Origin of the sequence: Paraburkholderia sp. J12 (assembly GCF_905220215.1) — a bacterium.
In the GTDB taxonomy this organism is placed as follows: domain Bacteria; phylum Pseudomonadota; class Gammaproteobacteria; order Burkholderiales; family Burkholderiaceae; genus Paraburkholderia.
Window position 1 is genome coordinate 60,326 of record NZ_CAJMZC010000006.1, and the last position, 21,821, is coordinate 82,146.

The following is a 21,821-nucleotide window of genomic DNA, read 5'->3' on the forward strand; positions in this document are numbered from 1 at the left end:
CGCGCCTTATTTGGTCCAGGCGCGCGAGATTTCCTCGCAACAGAAGGTGGAGAAGTCGCGGATCAGCTGGCGCGGGTGCGAGCGCGTGGAAAGCGCCACGCCCAGCACCACCGGTTTCACCTTTTCCTTGATCGGCATGCTGACGAAACGGCCGCCGTCCACGGTCTGCGCGCTGCGCAGCGGGAAGTTGTGGATGCTGTAGCCGAGTCCGTTCGCCACCATGCCGCGCACGACTTCGGGCTGCGACGAGCGGAACACGGGCACGGGCCGGCTGCCGTAGCGGTCGAACAGCGAGGCGAAATACTCCTTGCTGTGCGCGAGATCGAGCAGTACGTAAGGCTCGTCGAGCAGGTCTTTCAGGCTCACATGCTCGCCGCCCGCCAGGCGATGCTTCGCGGGCAGCAGCACGTACGGCGGAAATTCGACGATCGGCGTGAAGTCGATGGCTTCGGTAAGGTCGATGTCATAGGTGAGCGCCACGTCGAGCGTGCCGTCGCGCAGGCCGACGAAGAGCGACTCCTGGTCGCCTTCGCTCGTGCGGAACTCCACGCCGCTGCGCTCGCGCAGAAAGCGGCCCATGAGGGACGGCAGCAGCGGCGGCGCCACCGAGGTCAGGCAGCCCAGCGAGATCGTGCCCGCAATGCCCGTATCGAAGTGTCGCGCGGCCGTCTGGAGTTCTTCGGCGCTCTTGAGCAGGTCGCGCGCGCGGCCGAGCAGATCGCGGCCCGCTTCGGTCAGCGAAAGCCCATGTGCGTGATGGCGTATGAAGAGCTGCAGCCCGAAGGCGCTTTCCAGTTCCGATAAAGCGGACGAAATCGAAGGCTGCGAGACGTGCAGGCGTTTGGCCGCCGCCGTGAAGGACAGCGCCTCCGCCGTGGCGACGAAATACTTGAGCTGGCGCAGCGAGTAGTGAAGGGGCGTGAGTTCCATGGCGCAACCGGAAAGACGCCGCCCGCCGGGGGGGCGGCCGCGTTGGGCATAGTCTAAAGCTTTTCTGTTCATAGACAAACAATGTTTTTCGAATGAATTCTGGTTCGATAGATTCGAGGCAGGTTGCGCGCACGCTATCGAATGGCGGCTGCGCTGCGCCCATGCCGTTATCGAAAAGGAGTCGAACATGGACCGAACCGTTGCGCCGCTGCGCCTCGCGCCCTGCATGCCGCCGGTTTCCCTCAACCCCCGTTGTGGAGCAAGCGCATGACATTCTCGATTGCAGGGCGCTGTGCGCGAACGGGCGCCGTGGGCGGCATCGTCACCAGTTCGAGCATCGCTGTGCCGAGCCGCTGTCTGTGGGCAAGCCGTGACGGCGTGGTGCTCAGCCAGAACGTGACCGATCCGCGTCTGGGCCAGATCGGTCTGGCCGAGCTGGCGGCGGGGTACGGCGCGCAAGCCGTGCTCGATCGCATCGCGCAGGCGCGTGCGCATGCCGAGTGGCGCCAGCTCGCCGTGCTCGACGCGGCGGGATTTTCCGCGTGGCGCACCGGCGCGCGCGGGCTGGGTAGGCATGCGGGCGCGAGCGGCACGGATTGCGTCGCCGTGGGAAACCTGCTCGCGAACGAAGGCGTGCCCGCCGCGATGGTGGAGGCGTTTGCCGGGCATGCGTCGCGGGCGTTGCCCGAGCGCTTACTGCGCGCATTGGAAGCGGGGCTTGCGGCAGGCGGCGAAGCCGGGCCCGTGCATTCGGCGGGTTTTTGCATCTTCGACGGCGCGAGCTGGCCCGTGGCCGAGCTGCGCGTGGACTGGAGCGATACGCCCATTGCGGACCTGCGCGCCTTGTGGGAGCGTTACGAGCCGCAGATGAACGACTACGTTCTGCGTGCCACCGATCCCACGCGCGCGCCTTCGTACGGCGTGCCGGGCGATCAGTGACGGTGGCGGGCGCAATACCGGGCTAACAGCTTATTCGGCTAAACACAGGGGGCGGACTTGGAGACAGCAAACAGACAGCAACCGGACTACCGGCAATGGCGCGAACTTGCGGCGCGGATCAAGCCGCGCACGCAAGCCTTCATAAACGGCCGTTTCGTGCCGGCATGCAGCGGCAAAACGTTCGCGGCGATCAATCCGGCGACCGAGGCGTTGCTCGCGGAGGTCTCCGCCTGCGACGCAGAGGACATCGATCTCGCCGTGCGTGCCGCGCGGGCCGCGTTCGAGGCGGGCCACTGGTCGCGCCGCCCGCCTGGCGAGCGCAAGAAGGTGCTTCAACGCCTGGGCGACCTCATCGCCGCGCACCGCGAGGAATTCGCGCTGCTCGACTCGCTGAACATGGGCAAGCGCGTGGCGGATGCCTGGCAGTTCGACGTGCCCGCATCGGCCGAACTGTTTGCCTGGTATGGCGAAGCGATTGACAAGATCAACGGCGAGTTGCCGCCCACCGAGCCGGGCAATCTCGCGTTCGTTTCGCGCGAGCCACTCGGTGTGGTCGGCGCAGTCGTGCCCTGGAATTTCCCGCTCGACATGGTGGCGTGGAAAGTGGCGCCCGCGCTCGCCGCCGGCAACAGCGTGGTGCTCAAGCCCGCCGAGCAGTCGCCGCTTTCGGCGCTGCGCCTCGCGGAACTCGCGCGCGAGGCGGGCCTGCCGGATGGCGTGCTCAACGTGGTGCCGGGGTTCGGCGAAACGGCCGGCGCGGCGCTGGGCCTGCATCCCGATGTGGACGTGCTGGCGTTCACGGGATCGACCGCGATCGGCAAGCGCTTCATGGAATATGCGGCGCGCTCCAACATGAAGCAGGTCTGGCTCGAATGCGGCGGCAAGAGCCCGAACCTCGTGTTCGACGACGCCGACGATCTTGACCTCGCCGCGCAAAAAGCCTGCTTCGGCATCTTCTTCAACCAGGGCGAAGTATGCTCGGCGAACTCGCGTCTGCTCGTGCAGCGCTCGATACACGATGCGTTCGTCGAAAAACTCGTCGAGCATGCGCGCGCCTGGTATCCCGGCGATCCGCTCGATCCGGCGAGCGGCATGGGGGCGATTGTCGATCGCACGCAGTTCGAGCGCGTAACGGCGAGTATGGCGCGCGGGCGGCGCGAGGCATCGCTGGCATGCGGCGGCAACGCCGTGCAGGTGAACGGCAAGGGCTGGTTCATCGAGCCGACCGTATTCGTGGGCGTGACGCCCACGGCCGAGCTGGCGCGCGAGGAGATTTTCGGCCCGGTGCTTTCGGTGCTGCCCTTCGACACGGAAGAGGAAGCCGTGCGGATGGCGAACGATTCGATCTATGGCCTCGCGGCCTCGGTCTGGAGCGGGCGGCTCGCGCGCGCGCATCGTGTGGCGGCGAGCCTGCGGGCAGGCACCGTTTCCGTGAATACCGTGGACGCGCTCAGCATGCAGACGCCGTTTGGGGGCTTCCGCCAGTCGGGCTTCGGACGCGATCTGTCGCTGCATGCGCTCGACAAGTTTACGGGCCTCAAAACCACCTGGATCAAGTACTGACGCGTGGCGGCGCCCTGCCGCCATTCGCTGCGTCTGATGTATAGGAAAAAACTATGCAATGAATATGAAAACGATGTTTCTCAAATAATTCGACCGCGGGTAAATTGAGACCAACGGTGCGCTCAAGACTGCACCGCCGCCGATTATCAGAGGAAAACTCAGAGCAAAAGTCAGAGGAAAACATGAGCCACAAGCGTATCCGCAAGTTCAACACCCGCGAGACCTACCCCGAACAGAAGCTCGACAACGACCTGTGCCAGGCCGTGGTCGCCAACGACACGGTCTACGTGCGCGGCCAGATCGGCCAGGATCTGGACACACGCGAATCGGTGGGAATCGGCGACGTCACAGCGCAGGCCGAAAAGGCCATGGCCAATATCGCGATGCTGCTGGAAGAATCGGGTAGCCGTCTCGAAGACATCTGCAAGATCACGATCTTTCTCGTGGACGTGCGTTACCGCGAAGCCGTGTACAACGTGGTGGGCCGCTGGCTCAAGGGCGTGTTTCCGGTTTCCACGGGCCTCGTGGTCTCCGCGCTCGCGCGCCCCGAATGGCTGGTCGAGATCGACGTGATCGCCGTCATTCCGCGCGATCGTCAACAGAACTAACCGTCACCATTCCGCCGCATTTCGCTGGAGAAGCACGATGTCCTCAAGCCGTATCGAAACGACGCTTTCGCTGCTGCAAACGCTCGTCGAATTCGACACCCGCAGCGCTCGCTCGAATCTCGACCTGATTGCGTTCGTGCGCGACTATCTGGCCGGTTTCGGCATCGAGGCCTCGCTCAACTACAGCGCGGCGCGAGACAAGGCCAATCTCTACGCCACGATCGGCCCGAAGGATCGCGCGGGGCTGTGCCTCTCCGGCCATACCGACGTGGTGCCCACGGACGGCCAGCCGTGGACGGTGCCGCCCTTCGCGCTCACGCGCGAGGGCGATCGCGTGCTGGGACGCGGCACAGCGGATATGAAAGGTTATCTCGCGTGCGTGCTGGCGAGCGTGCCGCATTTCGTCGAACACTGCCGCACGCTGCCGATTCACCTTGCCTTCAGCTATGACGAGGAGGTGGGTTGTCGCGGCGTGCGCGGGTTGCTCGACGAACTGGCGCGCGCACCGGTCAAGCCGCTCGCGTGCATCATCGGCGAGCCCACCCGCATGCAGGTGGCCATCGCCCACAAGGGCAAGCGTGCGTATCGCTGCTGCTTCAAGGGACTCGCCGGGCATTCGGCGCTCACGCATCTCGGCGTGAACGCCGTGGACTTCGCCTCCGAGTTCGCGGTATGGCTGCGCCATGCCAGCCGCAACCTGCGCGAGCACGGACACCAGGACGCGCGCTTCGAGCCGCCGTATTCGACGGTGCATACGGGCAAGCTCAACGGCGGCATCGCGCTCAACGTGATTCCCGATCGCGCGGAACTCGAATTCGAACTGCGCAACCTGCCGGGCGACCCCGTCGACGACATCGTGCGCGCCGCCCAACGCTATACCGAACACGAACTGGCCGGCGAGATGCGCGCGGTGAGCGCGGATACCGGCGTGCAATGGCAGGAGCTCGTGGACTATCCCGCGCTCGCGGCCGATCCCGCGGCGGACTGGCTCACCGAACTGGCCTGCGAGATGACCGGCGATACCACGCTGCGCACGCTTTCGTTCGGCACCGAAGGCGGATTGTTCCAGGGCATCGGCATTCCGACCGTGGTGTGCGGACCCGGCTCCATCGAGCAGGGTCACAAGGCGGACGAATACGTCGAGATCGCGCAGCTCGAACGGTGCCTCGGTTTCCTCGAAAAGCTGGCAGTGCAGTGGCCCGCTCGCGCGCCGGAACCGGCACGCGCCTGAGCAGCGGAACGACGCCTGGCCGCGCGTTCTCCCCCAAAAACCGGCGCCGCCCATGAGCGCGCGCCTAACCCGAGACCTGGCGCGCTCGCGCGCCGCATTGGAGAGAGACATCATGTCAGCAGCAGAGAACGGGTCCGCCCCGCTCATCGAGAAGCACACTATCGGCTATGTGCCGCCGGAGGATCGTCACGGCAAGGTGCGCGATCTTTTCACGCTGTGGTTCGGCGGCAATATCGCGCCGCTGCCTATCGTAACGGGCGCACTGGGCGTCCAGCTTTATCACCTGAATCTCTTCTGGGGGATCGTGGCCATCGTGGTGGGCCAGGCCGTGGGCGGCGTGTTCATGGCGCTGCACTCGGCGCAGGGGCCGCAGATGGGTATTCCGCAGATGATCCAGAGCCGCGCGCAGTTCGGTTCGTGGGGCGCGCTGCTTGTCACCGTGATCGCGGGCGTGATGTACGTGGGCTTCTTCGCCTCGAACATCGTGCTGGCGGGCAAGTCGCTGCACGGCGTGGCGGCGGGTGTGCCGGTGCCCGTGGGCATCGTGATCGGCGCCGTGGGGTCGGGGGTGATCGGCATCATCGGCTATCGCTTCATCCACGTGCTCAACCGTATCGGCACCTGGGTGCTCGGCATCGGCATCGTGGTGGGCTTCGCGATGATCTTCTCGCATGTGCAGACGGCGGACTTCTTCACGCGCGGCGGCTTCAACCTCGCGGGCTGGCTCGCCACCGTATCGCTCTCGGCACTCTGGCAAATCGCGTTTGCGCCGTATGTCTCGGACTATTCGCGCTATCTGCCAGCCGACGTGGGCGTGAGCGCGACGTTCTGGGCTACTTATCTGGGCTGCACGCTCGGTTCGACGCTCGCTTTCGCCTTCGGCGCCGTGGCGGCGCTTGCGGTGCCGGCTGGCGTCGATACGATGGACGCCGTCAAGCAGGCCACGGGCGCGCTTGGCCCCATCATGCTTGTGCTGTTCCTGCTGAGCGTAATTAGCCACAACGCACTCAATCTCTACGGCGCGGTGCTCTCGGTCATCACCTCGCTGCAAACCTTCGTATGGCGCTGGATTCCCACTTCGAAGGCGCGCGCCGTGCTCTCCATCGTGATACTCGCGGCGTGCTGCTTCGCAGCGATTGGCGCTTCGCGCGATTTCGTGGGCCATTTCGTCGATCTCGTGCTGGCGCTGCTGGTCGTGCTCGTACCGTGGACGGCCATCAACCTGATCGACTTCTACCTGATTCACGCGGGCCGCTACGACATCGACTCCATTTTCCGCGTGGATGGCGGCATCTACGGTCGCATTAATCCGCAGGCGCTGATTGCCTACGCGGTGGGCATCGTGGTGCAGATCCCTTTCATGAACACGCCGATGTACGCGGGCCCGATTCCCGCGCATCTGGACGGCGCCGACCTGTCCTGGCTCGTTGGCCTCGTCGTGACTTCGCCGCTCTATTACTGGCTCGCTTCGCGTGACGGCGCGTACCGCCGCCGCCGGCAAGGCTCCGTGACGGTAGCCGGCGCACAGCGATAACATCTTGCACAAGGAAACAGCAATGACAATCGAAACGACCTCGATCGATACGCTCGTCGTGGGCGCGGGGCAAGCCGGCATCGCCATGAGCGAACATCTGGGCAAACTGGGCGTGCCGCATCTCGTGCTGGAGCGCGACCGCATCGCGGAGCGCTGGCGCACGGGCCGGTGGGACTCGCTCGTCGCCAACGGACCGGCGTGGCACGACCGTTTCCCGGGCATGGAATTCGATCTGGACCCGGACGCGTTCGCTTCCAAGGAACAGGTGGCCGACTACTTCGTTGCGTACGCAAGGAAGATCGACGCGCCGGTGCGCACCGGCGTGGAAGTGAAGCGCGTGGTGCGCAAAGCAGGACAACCAGGTTTCGTGGTCGAAACGAGTGACGGCGTCATCGAGGCGAACCGCGTGGTGGTGGCCACCGGGCCGTTCCAGCGGCCCGTGATTCCGCCGATTGCGCCGTCGAGCGAATCGCTCACGCAGATTCACTCGGCCGAGTATCGCAACCCGCGCCAGTTGCCCGAGGGCGGCGTGCTCGTGGTGGGCGCCGGGTCGTCGGGCGTGCAGATCGCGGACGAACTGCAGCGCGCGGGCCGCAAGGTTTATCTTTCGGTTGGCCCGCACGACCGGCCGCCGCGCGGCTATCGCGGCCGCGACTTCTGCTGGTGGCTGGGAGTGCTCGGCGAATGGGATGCGGAAATTCCGCGGCCCGGCAAGGAGCATGTGACGATTGCCGTGAGCGGCGCGCGCGGCGGCGAGACGATCGACTTCCGCGAACTGGCGCACCGTGGCATGACGCTCGTGGGCCTCACGAAGTCGTTCGAAGGCGGTGTGGTGCGCTTCGATACGGATCTCGTCACCAACATCACGCGCGGCGACGAAAGCTATCTGGCCATCCTCGACGCCGCCGACGCCTATATCGCGCGCAACGGCCTCGATCTGCCGGAAGAACCCGAGGCGCGCAGAAAACTGCCCGATCCCGCCTGCATGACCCAGCCGCTTCTCGAACTGGACCTTGCAGCGGCGGGGGTGACGTCGATCGTCTGGGCGACGGGTTATGCCGTCGATTATGGCTGGCTGGACGTGAACGCTTTCGACGCGAAGGGCAAACCCAAACACCAGCGCGGCGTTTCGGGCGAACCCGGGATTTACTTCCTCGGCCTGCCGTGGCTGTCGCGCCGCGGATCGAGCTTTATCTGGGGCGTGTGGCACGACGCGAAGCATATTGCCGACCATATCGTGACGCAGCGCAAGTACCTCGACTACCGCGACGCCGCGCAGCGCCAGAAGGACTGTGCGCACAGCAAGGAACTGGTGGGCAGCGACGCTTGACGGATGCGGGCACCGGGGAGGTCGCTCAGATCTCCTCCGGGCCGGCCGTGAGATTCTCTTCGAGCCGCTCGAACACGCGCTGCGTCGCGCCGCGCGCGTGCAGGGCGAAGAGCAGCAGCGAGCGCCCGGTGACCTGATAGGTATCGCCGGCCTCGAATTCCGGCAGTTCGTCGCGCACGGGCACGTTCGTGTCGATCAGACAGCTCCACTGGTCGTTGCCCGGCACCGAAGGCAGCGTGAATTCGACGACGTCGTGGTAGGCGTTGAACACGATCAGCATCGTCGCGTCCGAGGCGAGCCGCATGATGCCGCTGGTCTGCGAGCGTCCATCGATCAGCATGCCGAAGCATCGCATATTGACGTCGCCCCATTGCTCGGGCGTGAGCGCGATGCCCGCGGGCGAGAGCCAGGTCACGTCGGTCACGTCCAGCAGGTCGTTGTGCTCGCCGGTGAGAAAGCGGTTGCGCCGCAGCACCGGCAGCGCGTGGCGCAGGATCGTGAGCCGGCGCACGAACGCGGCGAGCTCGCGGCCCGCATCGTCTATGCCCTCCCAATCGATCCAGCTGATGGCGTTGTCCTGGCAGTAAGCGTTGTTGTTGCCCTGCTGGGTGCGCCCGAACTCGTCGCCGGCCACGATCATCGGCGTGCCTTGCGCGAGCAGCAGCGTGGCGAGCAGATTGCGTTTTTGCCGCTCGCGCAGCGCGCGGATTTCGGGGTCGTCGGTTGGGCCTTCGGCGCCGCAGTTCCATGAGTGGTTGTCGGCGTGGCCGTCGCGGTTGTCTTCCCCATTGGCTTCGTTGTGCCGATCGTTGTACGAGACGAGGTCGTGCAGCGTGAAGCCGTCGTGCGCGGTGACGAAGTTCACGCTCGCCCACGGCCGGCGGCCGCGCCGGTTGAAGCGGTCGCCCGATGCGCACAGGCGCGTGGCAAGATCGGGCGCCTTGCCTTCGTCGCCTTTCCACCACGTGCGCACGGTGTCGCGAAAGCAGTCGTTCCATTCGGCCCAGCCCGGTGGAAAACCGCCTACCTGGTAGCCGCCCGGCCCGCAGTCCCAAGGCTCTGCAATGAGCTTCACGCTCGATAGGATCGGGTCCTGGCGGCAACTGTCGAGAAAGCCGCCGCCTTCGTCGAAGCCTTCGGGTTCTCGGCCGAGAATGGTCGCGAGATCGAAGCGGAAGCCGTCCACGCCCATCTCCACCACCCAGTAGCGCAGGCTGTCCGTGACCATCTGCAGCACGCGCGGATGCGAGAGATTCAACGTGTTGCCAGTTCCCGTGTCGTTGATGTGATAGCGCGGTGTGTCCGGCAGTAGCCGGTAGTACGAAGCATTGTCGATGCCGCGAAACGACAGCGTAGGCCCCAGTTCGCTGCCTTCGGCGGTGTGGTTGTACACGACGTCGAGCAGCACTTCGAGCCCGGACTCGTGAAAGCGGTCCACCATGAGCTTGAATTCGTCGATGGAAGCGTGTGCGCCTACCGAGTAGCGCGGGTCGGGCGCGAAGAAGCCGATCGTGTTGTAACCCCAGTAGTTGGTCAGGCCGCGTTCGAGCAGGTGCGAATCGTTGAGAAACATGTGGACAGGCATGAGTTCGACCGAAGTCACGCCCAGGTGCCGGATGCCGTCCACTACCGCCGGGTGGGCCAGGCCGGCGAAGGTGCCGCGCTGTTCGGGCGGCACCTCGGGGTGGCGGATCGTATAGCCGCGCACGTGCGTTTCGTACACGATCATGCGTTCGCGCGCCACGCGTTCGCGCAAGGGATGGTGCCAGCTGAAGGTTTGGTCGACCACGCGGCAGCGCGGCACGTAAGGGGCGCTATCGCGTGTATCGAACGAGAGATCGCGCGCCTCGTGCTTGAGCGTGTAGCCGAACACGGCGGGATGCCAGCGGAGCGCACCGACGTGCGCCTTGGCGTAGGGGTCGAGCAGCAGCTTGTGCGGGTTGAAGCGGTGGCCCGCTTCCGGCTCGTAGGGGCCATGGACGCGGTAGCCGTAGATCGCGCCGGGCCGCAGGTCGTACACGAACACGTGCCAGACCTCGTCGGTGTACTCGGGCAGGACGATGCGTTCGATTTCGCGCCGGCCGCTGCTGTCGAAAATGCAGAGCTCGACTTTTGTCGCATGGGCGGAAAAGAGCGCGAAGTTGACACCGTGACCGTTCCAGGTGGCGCCGAGCGGAAACGGTTGCCCCTCGGCAATGCGCGATGCGGTTTTTTTCATGATCTCGACGGACGGGTCCGAAGCCTCCTTCCTTAGGTCAATCGCAGCAATCGCAGCACGGGCAGGGCGCCGGTGCACATAAGAGGCGAGCAAGTTTCGAGCCCGGCGAGGAAAGCCGTTGGGATCGCTCCTTTCTCCCACGATGTCGATCGCTCTCTTGACGCTTGCGCCCGGCGCGGCGACGATCCTCATTTCGTCTCGATTGCCTGCCTGCGCCGCCCGCCGGGGGCAATGCGGCGAGAGCAACGTGAGGAACGTGAAAGCATGCGTCTGTCCAAAGTCGATCTGAATCTGTTCGTCGTTTTCGAGGCGGTCTATCGCACGCGCAACCTCACGCGCGCCGCGGAGACGCTCTTCATCACGCAGCCCGCCGTGAGCAACGCGCTGGCGCGCATGCGCAAGACCTTCGACGATCCGCTCTTCGTGAGCACGCCGGCCGGCATGGTGCCCACGCCGCTGGCGGAGAACATCATCGGCCGGGTTCGCGAGGCGCTGCAATTGCTCGATTCGAGCACGCATGCGGGCGGTCACTTCGACCCGGCCACCTGCGAGCGCACCTTTCGTCTGAGCATGACCGACCTCACGGAAGCGATCCTGCTGCCCGCGCTGGAAGAAGTATTGCAGCGCGAAGCGCCGGGCGTGCGTATCGAAAGCTACTTCACGACGCGCAAGGACGTGCCCGAGGCGCTGGCGAGCGGCACGGTGAACCTCGCCATCGACGCACCGCTGCTCGACGACCCTTACCTCGAGCAGGAGCCGCTGTTCCGCGACCGCTATGCGTGCATGCTGCGCCACGATCATCCGTTCAGAAAGCGCAAGCTCACCATCGACGACTATCTGGGCTTCGGCCATATCCACGTATCGAGCCGCCGCCAGGGCCCGGGTCTCGTCGACACGGAGCTCAACAAGCTGGGGCTGCGGCGCGCGATCCAGACCCGCGTGCAGCATTATCTGGTTGCGCCGCTGATCGCCATGCGCACCGATCTGGTCCTGACCGCGCCGCTCGCGCTGCTCCAGCGCTACGATGCGCGTATCCTGACGCTGCCCTTCGATCTGCCGGATCTGGAGTCGCATGGCTACTGGCACCGCAGCGTGACGGGCGACCCCGCGCATCGCTGGCTGCGCGAGCAGATCGGAATCCTCATGCAGGTCCGCAAGCGCGGTGCGTAGGCGAGCCGTCGCCCGAGATATCACGAAAATTTATAGCCGCCTATCACGATAATAAATTTCCTGAATTGCGCCGATCCCGGTAGTGTTCTCCCCAGGTTAAGACGAGGGCGGCATGGCAGAACTCTATCTTGTGCGGCATGGCCAGGCGTCGTTCGGCGCCGCCAACTACGACGAGCTATCGGCCTCCGGCTACACGCAATCGCTGTGGCTGGGCGACTACTTCGCGCAGGCCGGAACGAAGTTCGACCGCGTGGTGATCGGCACGATGCGGCGCCACGAGCAGACCGTGGACGCCATACTCGCGGCCATGGGAGACCGGCATATCGAGGTCGTTCAGGACGCGGGGCTCAACGAATACGATTTCCACGCGCTGTTCGCCGCTCTGGGCGAAACCGGTGTTCCCCTGGGGGACGCGGGCGACGGCTCGAAAAAGCACTTCTACAAGGGGCTCAAGCAGGTGCTCCACCTGTGGGCCGAAGATCGCTTGCCGGGCCGCGTGCCCGAAACGTGGCGCCAGTTTCAGGCGCGCGTCGAAGCGGCGCGCCACGCCATCCAGCACTCGGGCGGCAAGCGGGTGCTGGTGGTGAGTTCCGGCGGCCCGATTTCCGTGTTTGCCCAGCAGGTGCTCGAGGCGCCCCCCGCTGCCGCCATCGCCCTGAACATGCAGATTCGCAACAGCAGCGTTTGCCAGTACGTCTTCAACGAGAGCGCCATGTCGCTCGTGAGCTTCAATTCGCTGCCCCATCTCGAACGTGTCGAGCGGCAGGAATTCGTCACCTATGGCTGATGTGAATCCGGAGTGTTGCAACACCATGAATGCGGGTCTTCAATTCGACGTCGAATCTCTCGGGCGCTATCTGGAAGCGCATGTGCCCGGGTTTCGCGCGCCGCTGTCCGTCGAGAAGTTCGCCGGCGGCCAGTCCAATCCCACCTTTCTGCTCAAGGCGCAAAGCGGCAGCTACGTGCTGCGGCGCCAGCCGCCGGGTGAGCTGCTCAAGTCCGCGCACGCCGTGGACCGCGAATTCCGCGTGCTGACCGCGCTCGCCGGCACCCCGGTTCCGGTCGCGCGCGCCTGGCACCTTTGCGAAGATCGCGACGTGATCGGCAGCCTGTTCTATGTCATGAGCTACGAGGAGGGGCCGATCTTCTGGAATCCGGCGTTGCCGGAAGTGCCGCTCGAGCGGCGCGGCGCCGTCTACGATTCGCTGCTCGGGACCATGGCGGCGCTGCACGACGTGGATGTCGACGCCGTGGGGCTGGCCGACTACGGGCGCCCCGGCAATTACTTCGCGCGGCAGATCGAAGTATGGACGCGCCAGTACCGGGCCGCGCAGACCGACGAACTCGACGCGGTCGAAGCGCTGATCGCGTGGCTGCCGGCGCATTGCCCGGCCGAGTCGGGAAAGCCTTCGCTCGTGCACGGCGATTTTCGCCTCGACAACCTGATTTTCGGGCGCGAAACCTTGCAGGTGCGCGCGGTGCTCGACTGGGAGCTCTCCACGCTGGGCAACCCGCTGGCGGACCTCGCCTACTTCTGCATGTGCCTGAGGCTGCCCGCGGACGGCCAGATCACGGGGCTGGCCGGTTTGGACCGGGCGGCGCTGGGTGTGCCCGAAGAGGCGGCGCTCGTCGAACAGTACTGCCGGCTTCGCGGTGTCTCTTCGATCGAGAACTGGCACTTCTATCTGGCCTTCAGCTTCTTCCGGCTGGCCGCGATTGCGCAGGGCGTGAAGAAGCGGGCGCTGGGCGGCAATGCGTCGAATGCGAAGGCGCGGCAGGCGGGGGAAATGACGGGCGCCCTGGCCAGGCTGGGCGTCGCGCTCATCTGAACGTATTGACCAATACTATGTAGCGCACCTTGTTGTGCGCTTATCTGACGAGGTTGATTGTGACTACGAAATTATTTGATCTTCAGGGAAAGATCGCGCTCGTCACGGGCGCGAGCCGCGGTATCGGCGAAGAGATTGCGAAGCTGCTGGCGGAGCAGGGCGCGCACGTCATCGTGTCGAGCCGCAAGCTGGCCGATTGCGAGGGCGTTGTCGGCGCGATCCGGGACGCGGGCGGCAGCGCGGAGGCATTCGCGTGCCACGTGGGGCGTCTCGAAGACATCCACGCGATCTTCCAGCACATTCGCGCGCGCCACGGGCGCCTCGACATTCTCGTCAACAACGCCGCCGCGAATCCGTACTTCGGCCACATTCTCGATACGGATCTGTCCGCGTTCGAAAAGACCGTGGAAGTCAATCTGCGCGGCTACTTCTTCATGTCCGTCGAGGGCGGCAAGCTGATGCGCGAGAACGGCGGCGGGTCGATTGTCAATACGGCCTCGGTCAACGCCTTGCAGCCCGGCGACAAGCAGGGCATCTACTCGATCACCAAGGCCGCTGTCGTCAACATGACGCGTGCGTTCGCGAAGGAGTGCGGACCGCTCGGCATCCGCGTGAATGCGCTGCTGCCCGGTTTGACCAAGACCCGCTTTGCCGGAGCGCTGTTCGAGGACCAACGGCTGTACGAGAGCTGGATGGCCCAGATTCCGCTGCGCCGTCACGCGGAGCCGCGCGAAATGGCCGGCACGGTGCTCTATCTCGTCTCCGACGCGGCGAGCTATACCAACGGCGAGTGCATCGTTGTGGACGGCGGGCTGACGATCTAGCCGCAGGGTGGATCGACGCCGAACTTCAGGACAGGAGAAGGACAAATGGACTTTGCATATAGCGAGAAGGTCGAATCGTTGCGCACTCAACTGCGCGCGTTCATGGACAAGCACATCGTTCCGCGCATCCGCCAATGGCACGAGGAAGTGAATGCCGGGCAGTATCCGGTCTCCTTCATGGAGCAACTGAAAGACGAGGCGCGAGAAGCGGGGCTCTGGAATCTCTTCCTGCCGCACCTGCGCGACGACGAGCCCGGCACGCGCCTGAGCAACCTCGAATATGCGCCGCTCGCGGAGATCATGGGCCGGGTGTCGTGGGCCTCGGAGGTGTTCAACTGCAACGCGCCGGATACGGGCAACATGGAACTGCTCCATATGTTCGCCACACCGGCCCAGCGCGAACGGTGGCTCAAGCCGCTGCTCGAAGGCAGGATCCGCTCCGCGTTTGCGATGACCGAGCCGGCCGTGGCCTCTTCGGACGCCACCAATATCACCACGTCGATTCGCCGTGACGGCGACGACTATGTGATCGACGGCCGCAAATGGTTCATCACGAACGCGGCGCACCCGAACTGCCAGCTCTTCATCGTGATGGGCAAGACGGATCCGGACGCACCGAGCCACGGCCAGCAGAGCATGGTGCTGGTGCCCCGCGACACACCGGGTGTCACGATCGTGCGCAACATCACCGTGGTCAATCACGTCGCGCCCGAAGGGCACTGCGAGATCGAGTTCAAGGGCGTGCGCGTGCCGCGCTCGAATCTGCTCGGCGAAGAAGGCAGCGGCTTTGCGCTGGCCCAGGCGCGTCTCGGACCGGGCCGCATTCACCACTGCATGCGCTCGATCGGCGCTGCGGAACTGGCGCTCGAATTGATGGTGGAGCGTGCCCAGTCGCGCACCGCGTTCGGCAAGAAGCTCTACCAGCATGGGCCCGTCGGCGAGTGGATCGCGAAGTCGCGCATCGAAATCGATCAGGCCAGGCTGTTCGTGCTGAAAGCCGCCTGGATGATCGACAACGTGGGAGCGAAGGCGGCGCGCAAGGAGATCGCGATGATCAAGGCGCTGGTGCCCGGCGTGCACACCGCGGTTTGCGAACGGGCAATCCAGACCTTCGGCGCGATGGGGCTGAGCCCCGATACGCCGCTGGCCGATAGCTGGACCTGGGGCCGCGCGCTGCGCTTCGCCGACGGCCCGGATGAGGTTCATCTCCAGAGCATCGCCCGCATGGAGGTCAAGGAGCGGCAGTACGAGCCGGGCAGCGACAATCCTTACCTCACGCCGCACGCGTAATACGTTCTGCGTGTGTGCCGCGCCCTCGCCAGGTCTGGCGAGGGCGTTTTGCTGTCTATCAGGCTATCAGGGTACGGGGCTATCGGAGCAGTGCGTCTCGTCTATAGATTTGCAACTAACGGTCAAGCGAGGCCCCAGTTGGTAGGCAGAGCGTGTATCTTGACGGAAAAGCGCTATCAACACGCTAAAGCGCCTCCAGCACCGGGGCGTTTATGTCACTTTCTTTTCTCACCCACGCTATCGCTGTGCCCTCAGCCGGTCTTGCGCACCGGCGGGAACCGCCGTTTCGGGGCGCCCAGCGGCAAGCGCCGGAACCGTTCCTTCTTGTGTTCGTCCTCGAAGTGCGCCAGCGAGAGCTTGACGAGATCGCTGCGCGAGACGATGCCCACCAGCCGCATCGTCTCGCGGTTGTCCACTACGGGCAGGCGCTCGAGCCCATGAACTGCCAGCCGCGTCGCCACCTGGCGGCACGTTTCCTCGGGCAACGCTACATCGGGCGCGCGTTGTCCGAGCAGCGCACCGAGCGTGGCGTCGAGCGCATCGCGCGCGTAGCGCTCGAGCACCGCGCGGTCCACCATGCCGAGTATCGCGCCCGCGCGCACCACGGGCCAGGCACGACGCGTCTGCGCCGGACCGAAGTAGGTAGCAAGCGCTTCGCGAACGGTTGTGTCCGCATCGATCGTTTCCACCTCGTGCGACATGACCTCATCCACGTAATGGCGTTCGAGCGGATCGACCCCGTACTCCCGGTAGATGTGATAGCCGCGTCGCGCGATTTTTTCGGTCATGATCGAGCGCCGCATCACCACGGTGGCGAAGCCATGCGCAACCAGCGTGGCCGCGAGCAGCGGCAGCAGCGCATTGCTGTCGTGGGTGAGGCCGAAGGCGAAAACGATGGCCGTGAGCGGTGCGCCCAATGTTGCGCCGAGCGTGGCGGCCATGCAGACGAGCGGCCACATCGCGGGGTCCGCGCCGGGCAGCACATGGCCGAGCACGGCGCCCAGTCCTGCGCCCAGCATGAGCAGCGGGGCGAGCACACCGCCCGAGGTGCCGGATCCCAGCGCGACGACCCAGATGATGGCCTTCACGACGAGGATGCCGAGCGCCATCTGCCAGAAGATCTGCTGATGCAGGAGGTCGCCGATCACGTCGTAGCCCACGCCCAGCGCACGCGGCTCGAAGTATCCGCCTATGCCCACCACGAGACCGCCCAGTGCGGGCCACCAGCTCCAGTGCAGCGGCAGCCGCCCGAACAGGTCTTCGACCTTGTAGAGCGCACTCGACAAGCCGCAGGCCAGTGCGCCCGAAAGCAGGCCCGCAAGCACGCACGAGCCGAGCGCGAGCGCATGCGGCGGAGCAGTTTGCAGTGCGAACAATGGCTCGACGCCGAAGAATGCGGCGCGCGCGAAGCCCGCCACCGCGCACGCCACGGCAACGGGCAGGAAGCTGCGCGGCCGCCATTCGAACAGCAGCAATTCGACGGCCAGCAGCACGGCGGCCACGGGTGTGCCGAACACGGCGGTCATGCCGGCGGCCGCGCCGGCCACGAGCAGTGTCTTGCGTTCGGCGGCAGTGACCTTCACGCATTGCGCGATGAGCGAGCCGATGGCGCCGCCGGTCATGATGATCGGCCCTTCGGCACCGAACGGTCCGCCGCTGCCGATGGCGATGCCGGACGAAAGCGGCTTGAGCACCGCCACTTTCGGCGACATGCGGCTCTTGCCGAACAGGATCGCTTCGATCGCTTCGGGTATGCCGTGGCCGCGGATGCGCTCGGAACCGTAGCGCGCCATCAAGCCGACGACCAATCCGCCCGCGGCCGGGATCAGGATGACCCAGAGCCCGAGCGTGTTGTGCGCGGGCGAGTGGTCCGCGAACGAGAAGCGGCCGAAGAAGAACAGATTTGTGAAAAGGTGGATGAGGCTCAGCAGCACGTAGGCGGCGAAGGTCGCCGCGAGGCCGATGCCGGCCGCGAGCGCGGCAATGCCGGGCAGCCGCGCGTTGGCGGAAAAGTCGCGCTTGTGATCGCGTTTGCGGGAGGCGTGGGACATGGCGGTCACAGGTCGATCTGGGGAATCGTGAAGGCGCCTTCCAGCGAACGCAGTTCGGCGCGGTGCAACTCGGCGAGGCGCGCGAGCAGCTTTTCTCCCGCTGGCAGCAGATGCACTTCCACCTGGCGGCGGTCGCGCTCGCTGACGCGGCGCTCCACGAGATCGAGCGCTTCGCAGCGCGAGACCAGCGCCACCGCTCCGTGGTGCTGCGCCTGCAGGCGCTCGGCCAGCTCTCCGATAGTGGCCCACTCGCGGCCCGGGTAGCCTTTCATGTGCAGCAGGAGCAGGTATTGCAGCGGCGTGATGCCTTCGGCCTGGGCGGCCTGTTCGGAGAAGCGTTCGAAGCGCCGCATCTGGTAGCGGAACTCCGATAGCTGCTCGAAATCGGCTTTGTTCAGGTCGCGCGTGCGCTTTTTCATCGGCGGATCGATCGAGATGGGTAAAACGCGAATGTATCACAACGTGATACATGAGCGTACAGGTCGCCCGGATGCGCGTTCGGTGTCAGGCGCCCAGTGGCGCGCGTGCCTGGGATTGACGGTAGAGGCCCGAAATCAGATCGGCCTGCGTGACGATGCCGGTTAGCCGGTCCTCGGCATCCACCACGGGCACGTGGTGATGGCCGCGGCCCGCGAAGAGGGGCACCAGCTCCGCGATCGGCATCGTGGCCGCTACCGTGCGGACTGGCGCGCTCATGAGCGTGTCCACGGGATCGTTGAGCCCCGCGCGCGGAGCGAGGAAACGCGCGAGGCGGCTCGCCAGCAGCCGGCCCGGGTGGTGCGTGTGATCGTCCGCGAGATCGGCGCGCGTGACGATGCCCTTCACGCGGCGCTGCGCGTCGATCACGGGCAGCGCTTTCACGTCGTGGCGGCGCAGCAGCCGGCGGGCTTCGCGCACCGTCGTGTGCGGTCCGATGCTGACGACATCGCGTGTCATGACGTCGGCGCAGGCGATTTCGCCGAAGCTGCGGGCATAGGCGCGAATGCCGGCTTCGCGCAGCAGCGCTTCGAGATCGGCGGGGTCGATGTCCAGCCATTCGTCGCGTGCGCGCAGGAGCGCCTCCAGGTCGGCGCGCGAGAAGCCGGACTGTACTGGCGCTGCGGATCTGGCCGGCGCATGCGGATAGCGGTGGCCGGTGGCGGCGTGATAGACGAGCGCCGAACCCAGCAGGATGGCCGACTGGAGTGCGACGGGTTCGATCACGAACGCATACCCAAGCGCGTGAACCGCGGGGCCGCCCAGCACGGCCGTCAACGCAACGGCCCCCGAGGGCGGATGCACGCAGCGCAATGCAAACATGGCGGCAACGGAAACGGCGGCGGCCGTGGCGGCCGCGGCCACCGGATCGGCAATCAGGAGCGCGCAGGTAACGCCCACGGCGGCCGAAACGAGGTTGCCGCCCAGGATCGACCAGGGTTGCGCGAGCGGGCTGGCGGGCACGGCGAAGAGCAGGACCGCCGATGCCCCCATCGGCGCGATCAGGAACGGAATGCTCGCGACCGGGCCGATCAGCCAGTGGGCGAGGCCGCCGGTCAGCGCGATGCCGAAGAGCGCGCCGAGGCTCGAACGCAGCCGTTCCCGCCAGGGCAGCGCAACAGGGGCGGGGGCGAAGGCGGCAAGGTGGCGGACGAGGTTGGCGCGTGGCACGGTGAAGGCTGGAATAAAGAAGTGAAAGCAATCTGGAAGGGGCGGACGACGCACGATATTGAGTATCGGCGGCAAACGCCCGTTTCCCGGCAGCGGCGAAATTATATCGCAACATGATATATCGGCCCGTACACCCGCATCGGACCGTCATGGCGAACGACAGGTAACGATGGGAAATGCGATGGGAAATGCGGGATGGATCGCGGCGGCGAGTTCAGGTGGTCAAGAAGTCGGGCGCCGTGCCGATATTGCAGAGGAGAGACCCGCGATTGGCGGGTGTGGCAACGCACGAACGACACGCACTGAGAACGCACGAACATGCGCGGCGGTTCGGTCAGGCCGCTGCGCCGGGAGATAAGCGCGGTGATGGGCTATTCGGAAAGGGCGGATGGCACGGGCGGTGCGCAGCCAGGCGGCGCGCACCAGGTTGAAGGTTCCTCGGAAGAGGCGTTCGCGCTCGAGCGCGGCATGCTCAAGCTCATTGCACGCAGCATGCCGTTGCCCGAACTGCTCGCCGAGGTGTGCCGGCGCGCCGAGCGCCTGCTGGGCAAGGGCTCGGCATGTTCCATCCTGCTGCTCGACGCAGACGGGAGGCATTTGCGCGTGGGCAGCGCGCCGTCGTTGCCCGAGCATTACCACCGCGAGTTCGACGGCTCGCCGGTAGGGCCGGGCAGCAGCCCGTCGGGCACGGCGATGTACGAGAACCGCGTGGTGACCGTCGAGGATTTTATCGAGGACACCGGCTGGGGCGAGTACGCACGCATTGCGCTGGCGAGCGGCGTGCGCGCCTGCTGGACGATGCCGCTCGACAACGAAGCCGGCGGCGTGCTGGGCGCGCTCGCCGTGTATCAGCGCACGCCCTGGCGGCCGAGCGAGGCCGAGGAAGCGCTGCTGCGCGACATCGCCCTGAGCGCGGCGGCCATGCTCAACCAGCAGACCATCGCCGAGCGGCTCTCGCAGAGCGAAGAGCACCACCGTCTCGTAGTCGATCATCTGAACGAGGGGATCGTCGTGCAGTCGCGCGACGACACCGTGCTCGCATGCAACCGCAGTGCGCGCCGCATCCTGCAGCTGCCCGACGACGCAATCGGTCAAAGCATCCTGAACGTGATTCCGCGTGTGCTCGACGACAACGGGCTGCCCATGCGCCACGCGCAGCGCCCGAGCCTGCGCGCGCTGCGCACCGGCAAGCCGGTGATCGGCCAGACGGCGGGGCTCGAGCTCGCGAGCGGCGAGGTGGTCTGGGTGACGGAGAACGTGCTGCCGATCTTCCGGCCGGGCGAGGCCGAGGCGGCTTCCGTGGTGGTTTCGTTCACCGATATCGGCGCGGTGCGCGAAGCGCAGCAGCAATTGCGCTATCTGGCCACCCGCGATCCGCTCACGGGCCTCTATAACCGCACGTATCTGGCGGACTGCATGCACGATCTGCTCGATACCGGTGAGGGCGGCCCGCGCCTCGCACTGCTCTTCGTCGATCTGGACGGCTTCAAGAAGGTGAACGACACGGGCGGTCACGAGGCGGGCGACGTGCTGCTGCGCGTGGTGGCCGAGCGCCTCGCGCGCTGCGTGCGTGACAGCGACACGCTGGCCCGCGTGGGCGGAGACGAATTCGTGATTGCCGTGCGGCACCACGACGACGAAGGCGAGATCGTGGCGCTCGCGCAGCGCGTGCTCGACGCCATTGCCGAGCCGTTCGCCGTGGCGGGCAACGAATACTATCTGGGCGCTTCGATCGGCATCAGCCGTTTTCCCGAAGACGGACTCGATGCCGCGGCGCTCATGCGCAACGCCGACTCCGCGATGTACGTCGCCAAGCAGCGCGGCACCAACCAGTTCCAGTTCTTCACGACCGAGTTGCGGCACCGGTTGCAGCGCCGCTTCCTCGTGGAGCAGATGCTGCGGCGCGCGCTGGCCTCGGGCGAATTGTCGCTCGTGTACCAGCCCATCGTGGATGGCGAGACGGGCCGCCCGATTGGCGCAGAGGCCCTGCTGCGCTGGGAAAGCGGCGAACTAGGCCCCGTGTATCCGGCCGAATTCATCCCGGTTGCCGAAGACACGGGCATGATCATCGCGATCGGACACTGGGTGCTGGAGCACGCGTGCCGCCAGGCCGCGCAGTGGCGCCGCCTGTTGGCGCCGGACTTCGTGATGGCCGTGAACCTCTCGCCGCGCCAGTTCACCGAAGGGCTCGTCGAGCAGGTGGAGCGTTGTCTTGTCCAGACCGGGCTCGATCCTGCCGGGCTGGAGCTGGAGATTACGGAAGGACTGCTGATGAACGACAGTCAGACCGTGATGCCGATGCTCAACGCGATCAACGCGCTCGGCGTGCGGATTTCCGTCGACGACTTCGGCACCGGTTATTCGTCGCTTTCGTACCTGAAGCGTTTTCCGCTCCATCACCTCAAGGTCGACCGCTCGTTTGTGATGGGCCTGCCCGACAATCGCGATTCGGCCGCGATCACGCAGGCCGTGGTCGCCATGGCGCATTCGCTCGGGATGCGGGTCACGGCCGAAGGCGTGGAAACGCCCGAACAGTCGTCGTTCCTGAAATCGCTCGGTTGCGAGCGCCAGCAGGGCTATCTGTTCGGGCGGCCGGTGTCCGCATCGGCGTATGCCGCCATGCTGCGCGAAGGGCGGGAGGCGGTTTCGTAGCGGCG

The 21,821-nt window shown here is 65.8% G+C and carries 17 protein-coding genes; 12 read left to right on the forward strand and 5 right to left on the reverse strand.

All coding sequences use genetic code 11. From position 1 onward, the window contains the following. Positions 1 to 6: 6 nt before the first annotated feature. A complete protein-coding gene (locus U5760_RS15305) occupies positions 7 to 930 on the reverse strand; it encodes a LysR family transcriptional regulator (RefSeq protein WP_322012903.1) in 924 nt (307 codons plus the stop codon). Between the two features lie 267 nt (positions 931 to 1,197). Here U5760_RS15305 and U5760_RS15310 point away from each other — a divergent pair, with 267 nt between their 5' ends. The 6 genes from U5760_RS15310 to U5760_RS15335 all read left to right on the forward strand — a co-directional run bounded on the left by U5760_RS15310 (position 1,198) and on the right by U5760_RS15335 (position 8,135). After that, positions 1,198 to 1,869 (forward strand): DUF1028 domain-containing protein, encoded by a 672-nt coding sequence (locus U5760_RS15310; protein WP_322012905.1) that lies wholly within the window; start codon positions 1,198 to 1,200, stop codon positions 1,867 to 1,869. Positions 1,870 to 1,926: 57 nt separating this feature from the next. After that, a complete protein-coding gene (locus U5760_RS15315) occupies positions 1,927 to 3,432 on the forward strand; it encodes an aldehyde dehydrogenase (protein WP_322012906.1) in 1,506 nt (501 codons plus the stop codon). Positions 3,433 to 3,614: 182 nt separating this feature from the next. After that, positions 3,615 to 4,040 (forward strand): RidA family protein, encoded by a 426-nt coding sequence (locus tag U5760_RS15320; protein ID WP_322012908.1) that lies wholly within the window; start codon positions 3,615 to 3,617, stop codon positions 4,038 to 4,040. Between the two features lie 37 nt (positions 4,041 to 4,077). Next, complete coding sequence (gene argE / locus U5760_RS15325) at positions 4,078 to 5,271, forward strand: acetylornithine deacetylase (RefSeq protein WP_322012909.1); 1,194 nt, start codon at positions 4,078 to 4,080, stop codon at positions 5,269 to 5,271. Positions 5,272 to 5,383: 112 nt separating this feature from the next. Continuing rightward, entirely contained in the window at positions 5,384 to 6,805 is a 1,422-nt protein-coding gene (locus U5760_RS15330; protein ID WP_322012911.1) for a cytosine permease, read from the forward strand. A gap of 22 nt (positions 6,806 to 6,827) precedes the next feature. Then, positions 6,828 to 8,135, forward strand: coding sequence for an NAD(P)/FAD-dependent oxidoreductase (locus U5760_RS15335; protein ID WP_322012912.1), 1,308 nt, complete (start codon positions 6,828 to 6,830; stop codon positions 8,133 to 8,135). A gap of 25 nt (positions 8,136 to 8,160) precedes the next feature. On the opposite strand, the gene glgX is transcribed toward U5760_RS15335, so the two are convergent. Beyond that, positions 8,161 to 10,353, reverse strand: a complete 2,193-nt coding sequence (glgX, locus tag U5760_RS15340; protein ID WP_322012914.1) for a glycogen debranching protein GlgX — start codon at positions 10,351 to 10,353, stop codon at positions 8,161 to 8,163. Between the two features lie 264 nt (positions 10,354 to 10,617). Here glgX and U5760_RS15345 point away from each other — a divergent pair, with 264 nt between their 5' ends. The 5 genes from U5760_RS15345 (at position 10,618) to U5760_RS15365 (ending at position 15,466) form a co-directional block, all read left to right on the forward strand. After that, positions 10,618 to 11,523: a LysR family transcriptional regulator gene (locus U5760_RS15345; protein ID WP_322012916.1), complete on the forward strand. Its 906-nt coding sequence runs from the start codon at positions 10,618 to 10,620 to the stop codon at positions 11,521 to 11,523. A gap of 112 nt (positions 11,524 to 11,635) precedes the next feature. Then, positions 11,636 to 12,310, forward strand: coding sequence for a histidine phosphatase family protein (locus tag U5760_RS15350; protein ID WP_322012917.1), 675 nt, complete (start codon positions 11,636 to 11,638; stop codon positions 12,308 to 12,310). Between the two features lie 25 nt (positions 12,311 to 12,335). After that, positions 12,336 to 13,352: a phosphotransferase gene (locus U5760_RS15355; RefSeq protein WP_322012918.1), complete on the forward strand. Its 1,017-nt coding sequence runs from the start codon at positions 12,336 to 12,338 to the stop codon at positions 13,350 to 13,352. 59 nt (positions 13,353 to 13,411) lie between these two features. Continuing rightward, positions 13,412 to 14,176, forward strand: a complete 765-nt coding sequence (locus U5760_RS15360) for an SDR family oxidoreductase (protein ID WP_322012919.1) — start codon at positions 13,412 to 13,414, stop codon at positions 14,174 to 14,176. A 45-nt stretch (positions 14,177 to 14,221) separates the two neighbouring features. Beyond that, positions 14,222 to 15,466 (forward strand): acyl-CoA dehydrogenase family protein, encoded by a 1,245-nt coding sequence (locus U5760_RS15365; RefSeq protein WP_322012920.1) that lies wholly within the window; start codon positions 14,222 to 14,224, stop codon positions 15,464 to 15,466. Positions 15,467 to 15,717: 251 nt separating this feature from the next. On the opposite strand, the gene U5760_RS15370 is transcribed toward U5760_RS15365, so the two are convergent. The 3 genes from U5760_RS15370 to U5760_RS15380 form a co-directional block, all read right to left on the reverse strand. Further along, positions 15,718 to 17,517 carry a chloride channel protein gene (locus U5760_RS15370; RefSeq protein ID WP_322012921.1) on the reverse strand — a complete coding sequence of 600 codons (1,800 nt, stop codon included), beginning with the start codon at positions 17,515 to 17,517 and terminating at the stop codon, positions 15,718 to 15,720. A 5-nt stretch (positions 17,518 to 17,522) separates the two neighbouring features. Beyond that, the gene (locus U5760_RS15375; RefSeq protein WP_322012922.1) at positions 17,523 to 17,936 is read right to left on the reverse strand and encodes a MarR family winged helix-turn-helix transcriptional regulator; all 414 of its coding nucleotides are present in this window, start codon (positions 17,934 to 17,936) and stop codon (positions 17,523 to 17,525) included. Between the two features lie 85 nt (positions 17,937 to 18,021). After that, positions 18,022 to 19,164 carry an HPP family protein gene (locus tag U5760_RS15380; protein ID WP_322012924.1) on the reverse strand — a complete coding sequence of 381 codons (1,143 nt, stop codon included), beginning with the start codon at positions 19,162 to 19,164 and terminating at the stop codon, positions 18,022 to 18,024. 366 nt (positions 19,165 to 19,530) lie between these two features. Here U5760_RS15380 and U5760_RS15385 point away from each other — a divergent pair, with 366 nt between their 5' ends. After that, the gene (locus U5760_RS15385; RefSeq protein ID WP_322012925.1) at positions 19,531 to 21,816 is read left to right on the forward strand and encodes a putative bifunctional diguanylate cyclase/phosphodiesterase; all 2,286 of its coding nucleotides are present in this window, start codon (positions 19,531 to 19,533) and stop codon (positions 21,814 to 21,816) included. Positions 21,817 to 21,821 lie beyond the last annotated feature (5 nt).

Coding starts and splice junctions, on each gene's coding strand:
- U5760_RS15345 (WP_322012916.1), top strand. CDS start 10,618: ATGCGTCTGTCCAAAGTCGATCTGAATCTGTTCGTCGTTTTCGAGGCG.
- U5760_RS15305 (WP_322012903.1), bottom strand. CDS start 930: ATGGAACTCACGCCCCTTCACTACTCGCTGCGCCAGCTCAAGTATTTC.
- U5760_RS15350 (WP_322012917.1), top strand. CDS start 11,636: ATGGCAGAACTCTATCTTGTGCGGCATGGCCAGGCGTCGTTCGGCGCC.
- U5760_RS15330 (WP_322012911.1), top strand. CDS start 5,384: ATGTCAGCAGCAGAGAACGGGTCCGCCCCGCTCATCGAGAAGCACACT.
- glgX (WP_322012914.1), bottom strand. CDS start 10,353: ATGAAAAAAACCGCATCGCGCATTGCCGAGGGGCAACCGTTTCCGCTC.
- argE (WP_322012909.1), top strand. CDS start 4,078: ATGTCCTCAAGCCGTATCGAAACGACGCTTTCGCTGCTGCAAACGCTC.
- U5760_RS15355 (WP_322012918.1), top strand. CDS start 12,336: ATGAATGCGGGTCTTCAATTCGACGTCGAATCTCTCGGGCGCTATCTG.
- U5760_RS15365 (WP_322012920.1), top strand. CDS start 14,222: ATGGACTTTGCATATAGCGAGAAGGTCGAATCGTTGCGCACTCAACTG.
- U5760_RS15385 (WP_322012925.1), top strand. CDS start 19,531: ATGGGCTATTCGGAAAGGGCGGATGGCACGGGCGGTGCGCAGCCAGGC.
- U5760_RS15370 (WP_322012921.1), bottom strand. CDS start 17,517: ATGTCCCACGCCTCCCGCAAACGCGATCACAAGCGCGACTTTTCCGCC.
- U5760_RS15320 (WP_322012908.1), top strand. CDS start 3,615: ATGAGCCACAAGCGTATCCGCAAGTTCAACACCCGCGAGACCTACCCC.
- U5760_RS15310 (WP_322012905.1), top strand. CDS start 1,198: ATGACATTCTCGATTGCAGGGCGCTGTGCGCGAACGGGCGCCGTGGGC.
- U5760_RS15335 (WP_322012912.1), top strand. CDS start 6,828: ATGACAATCGAAACGACCTCGATCGATACGCTCGTCGTGGGCGCGGGG.
- U5760_RS15375 (WP_322012922.1), bottom strand. CDS start 17,936: ATGAAAAAGCGCACGCGCGACCTGAACAAAGCCGATTTCGAGCAGCTA.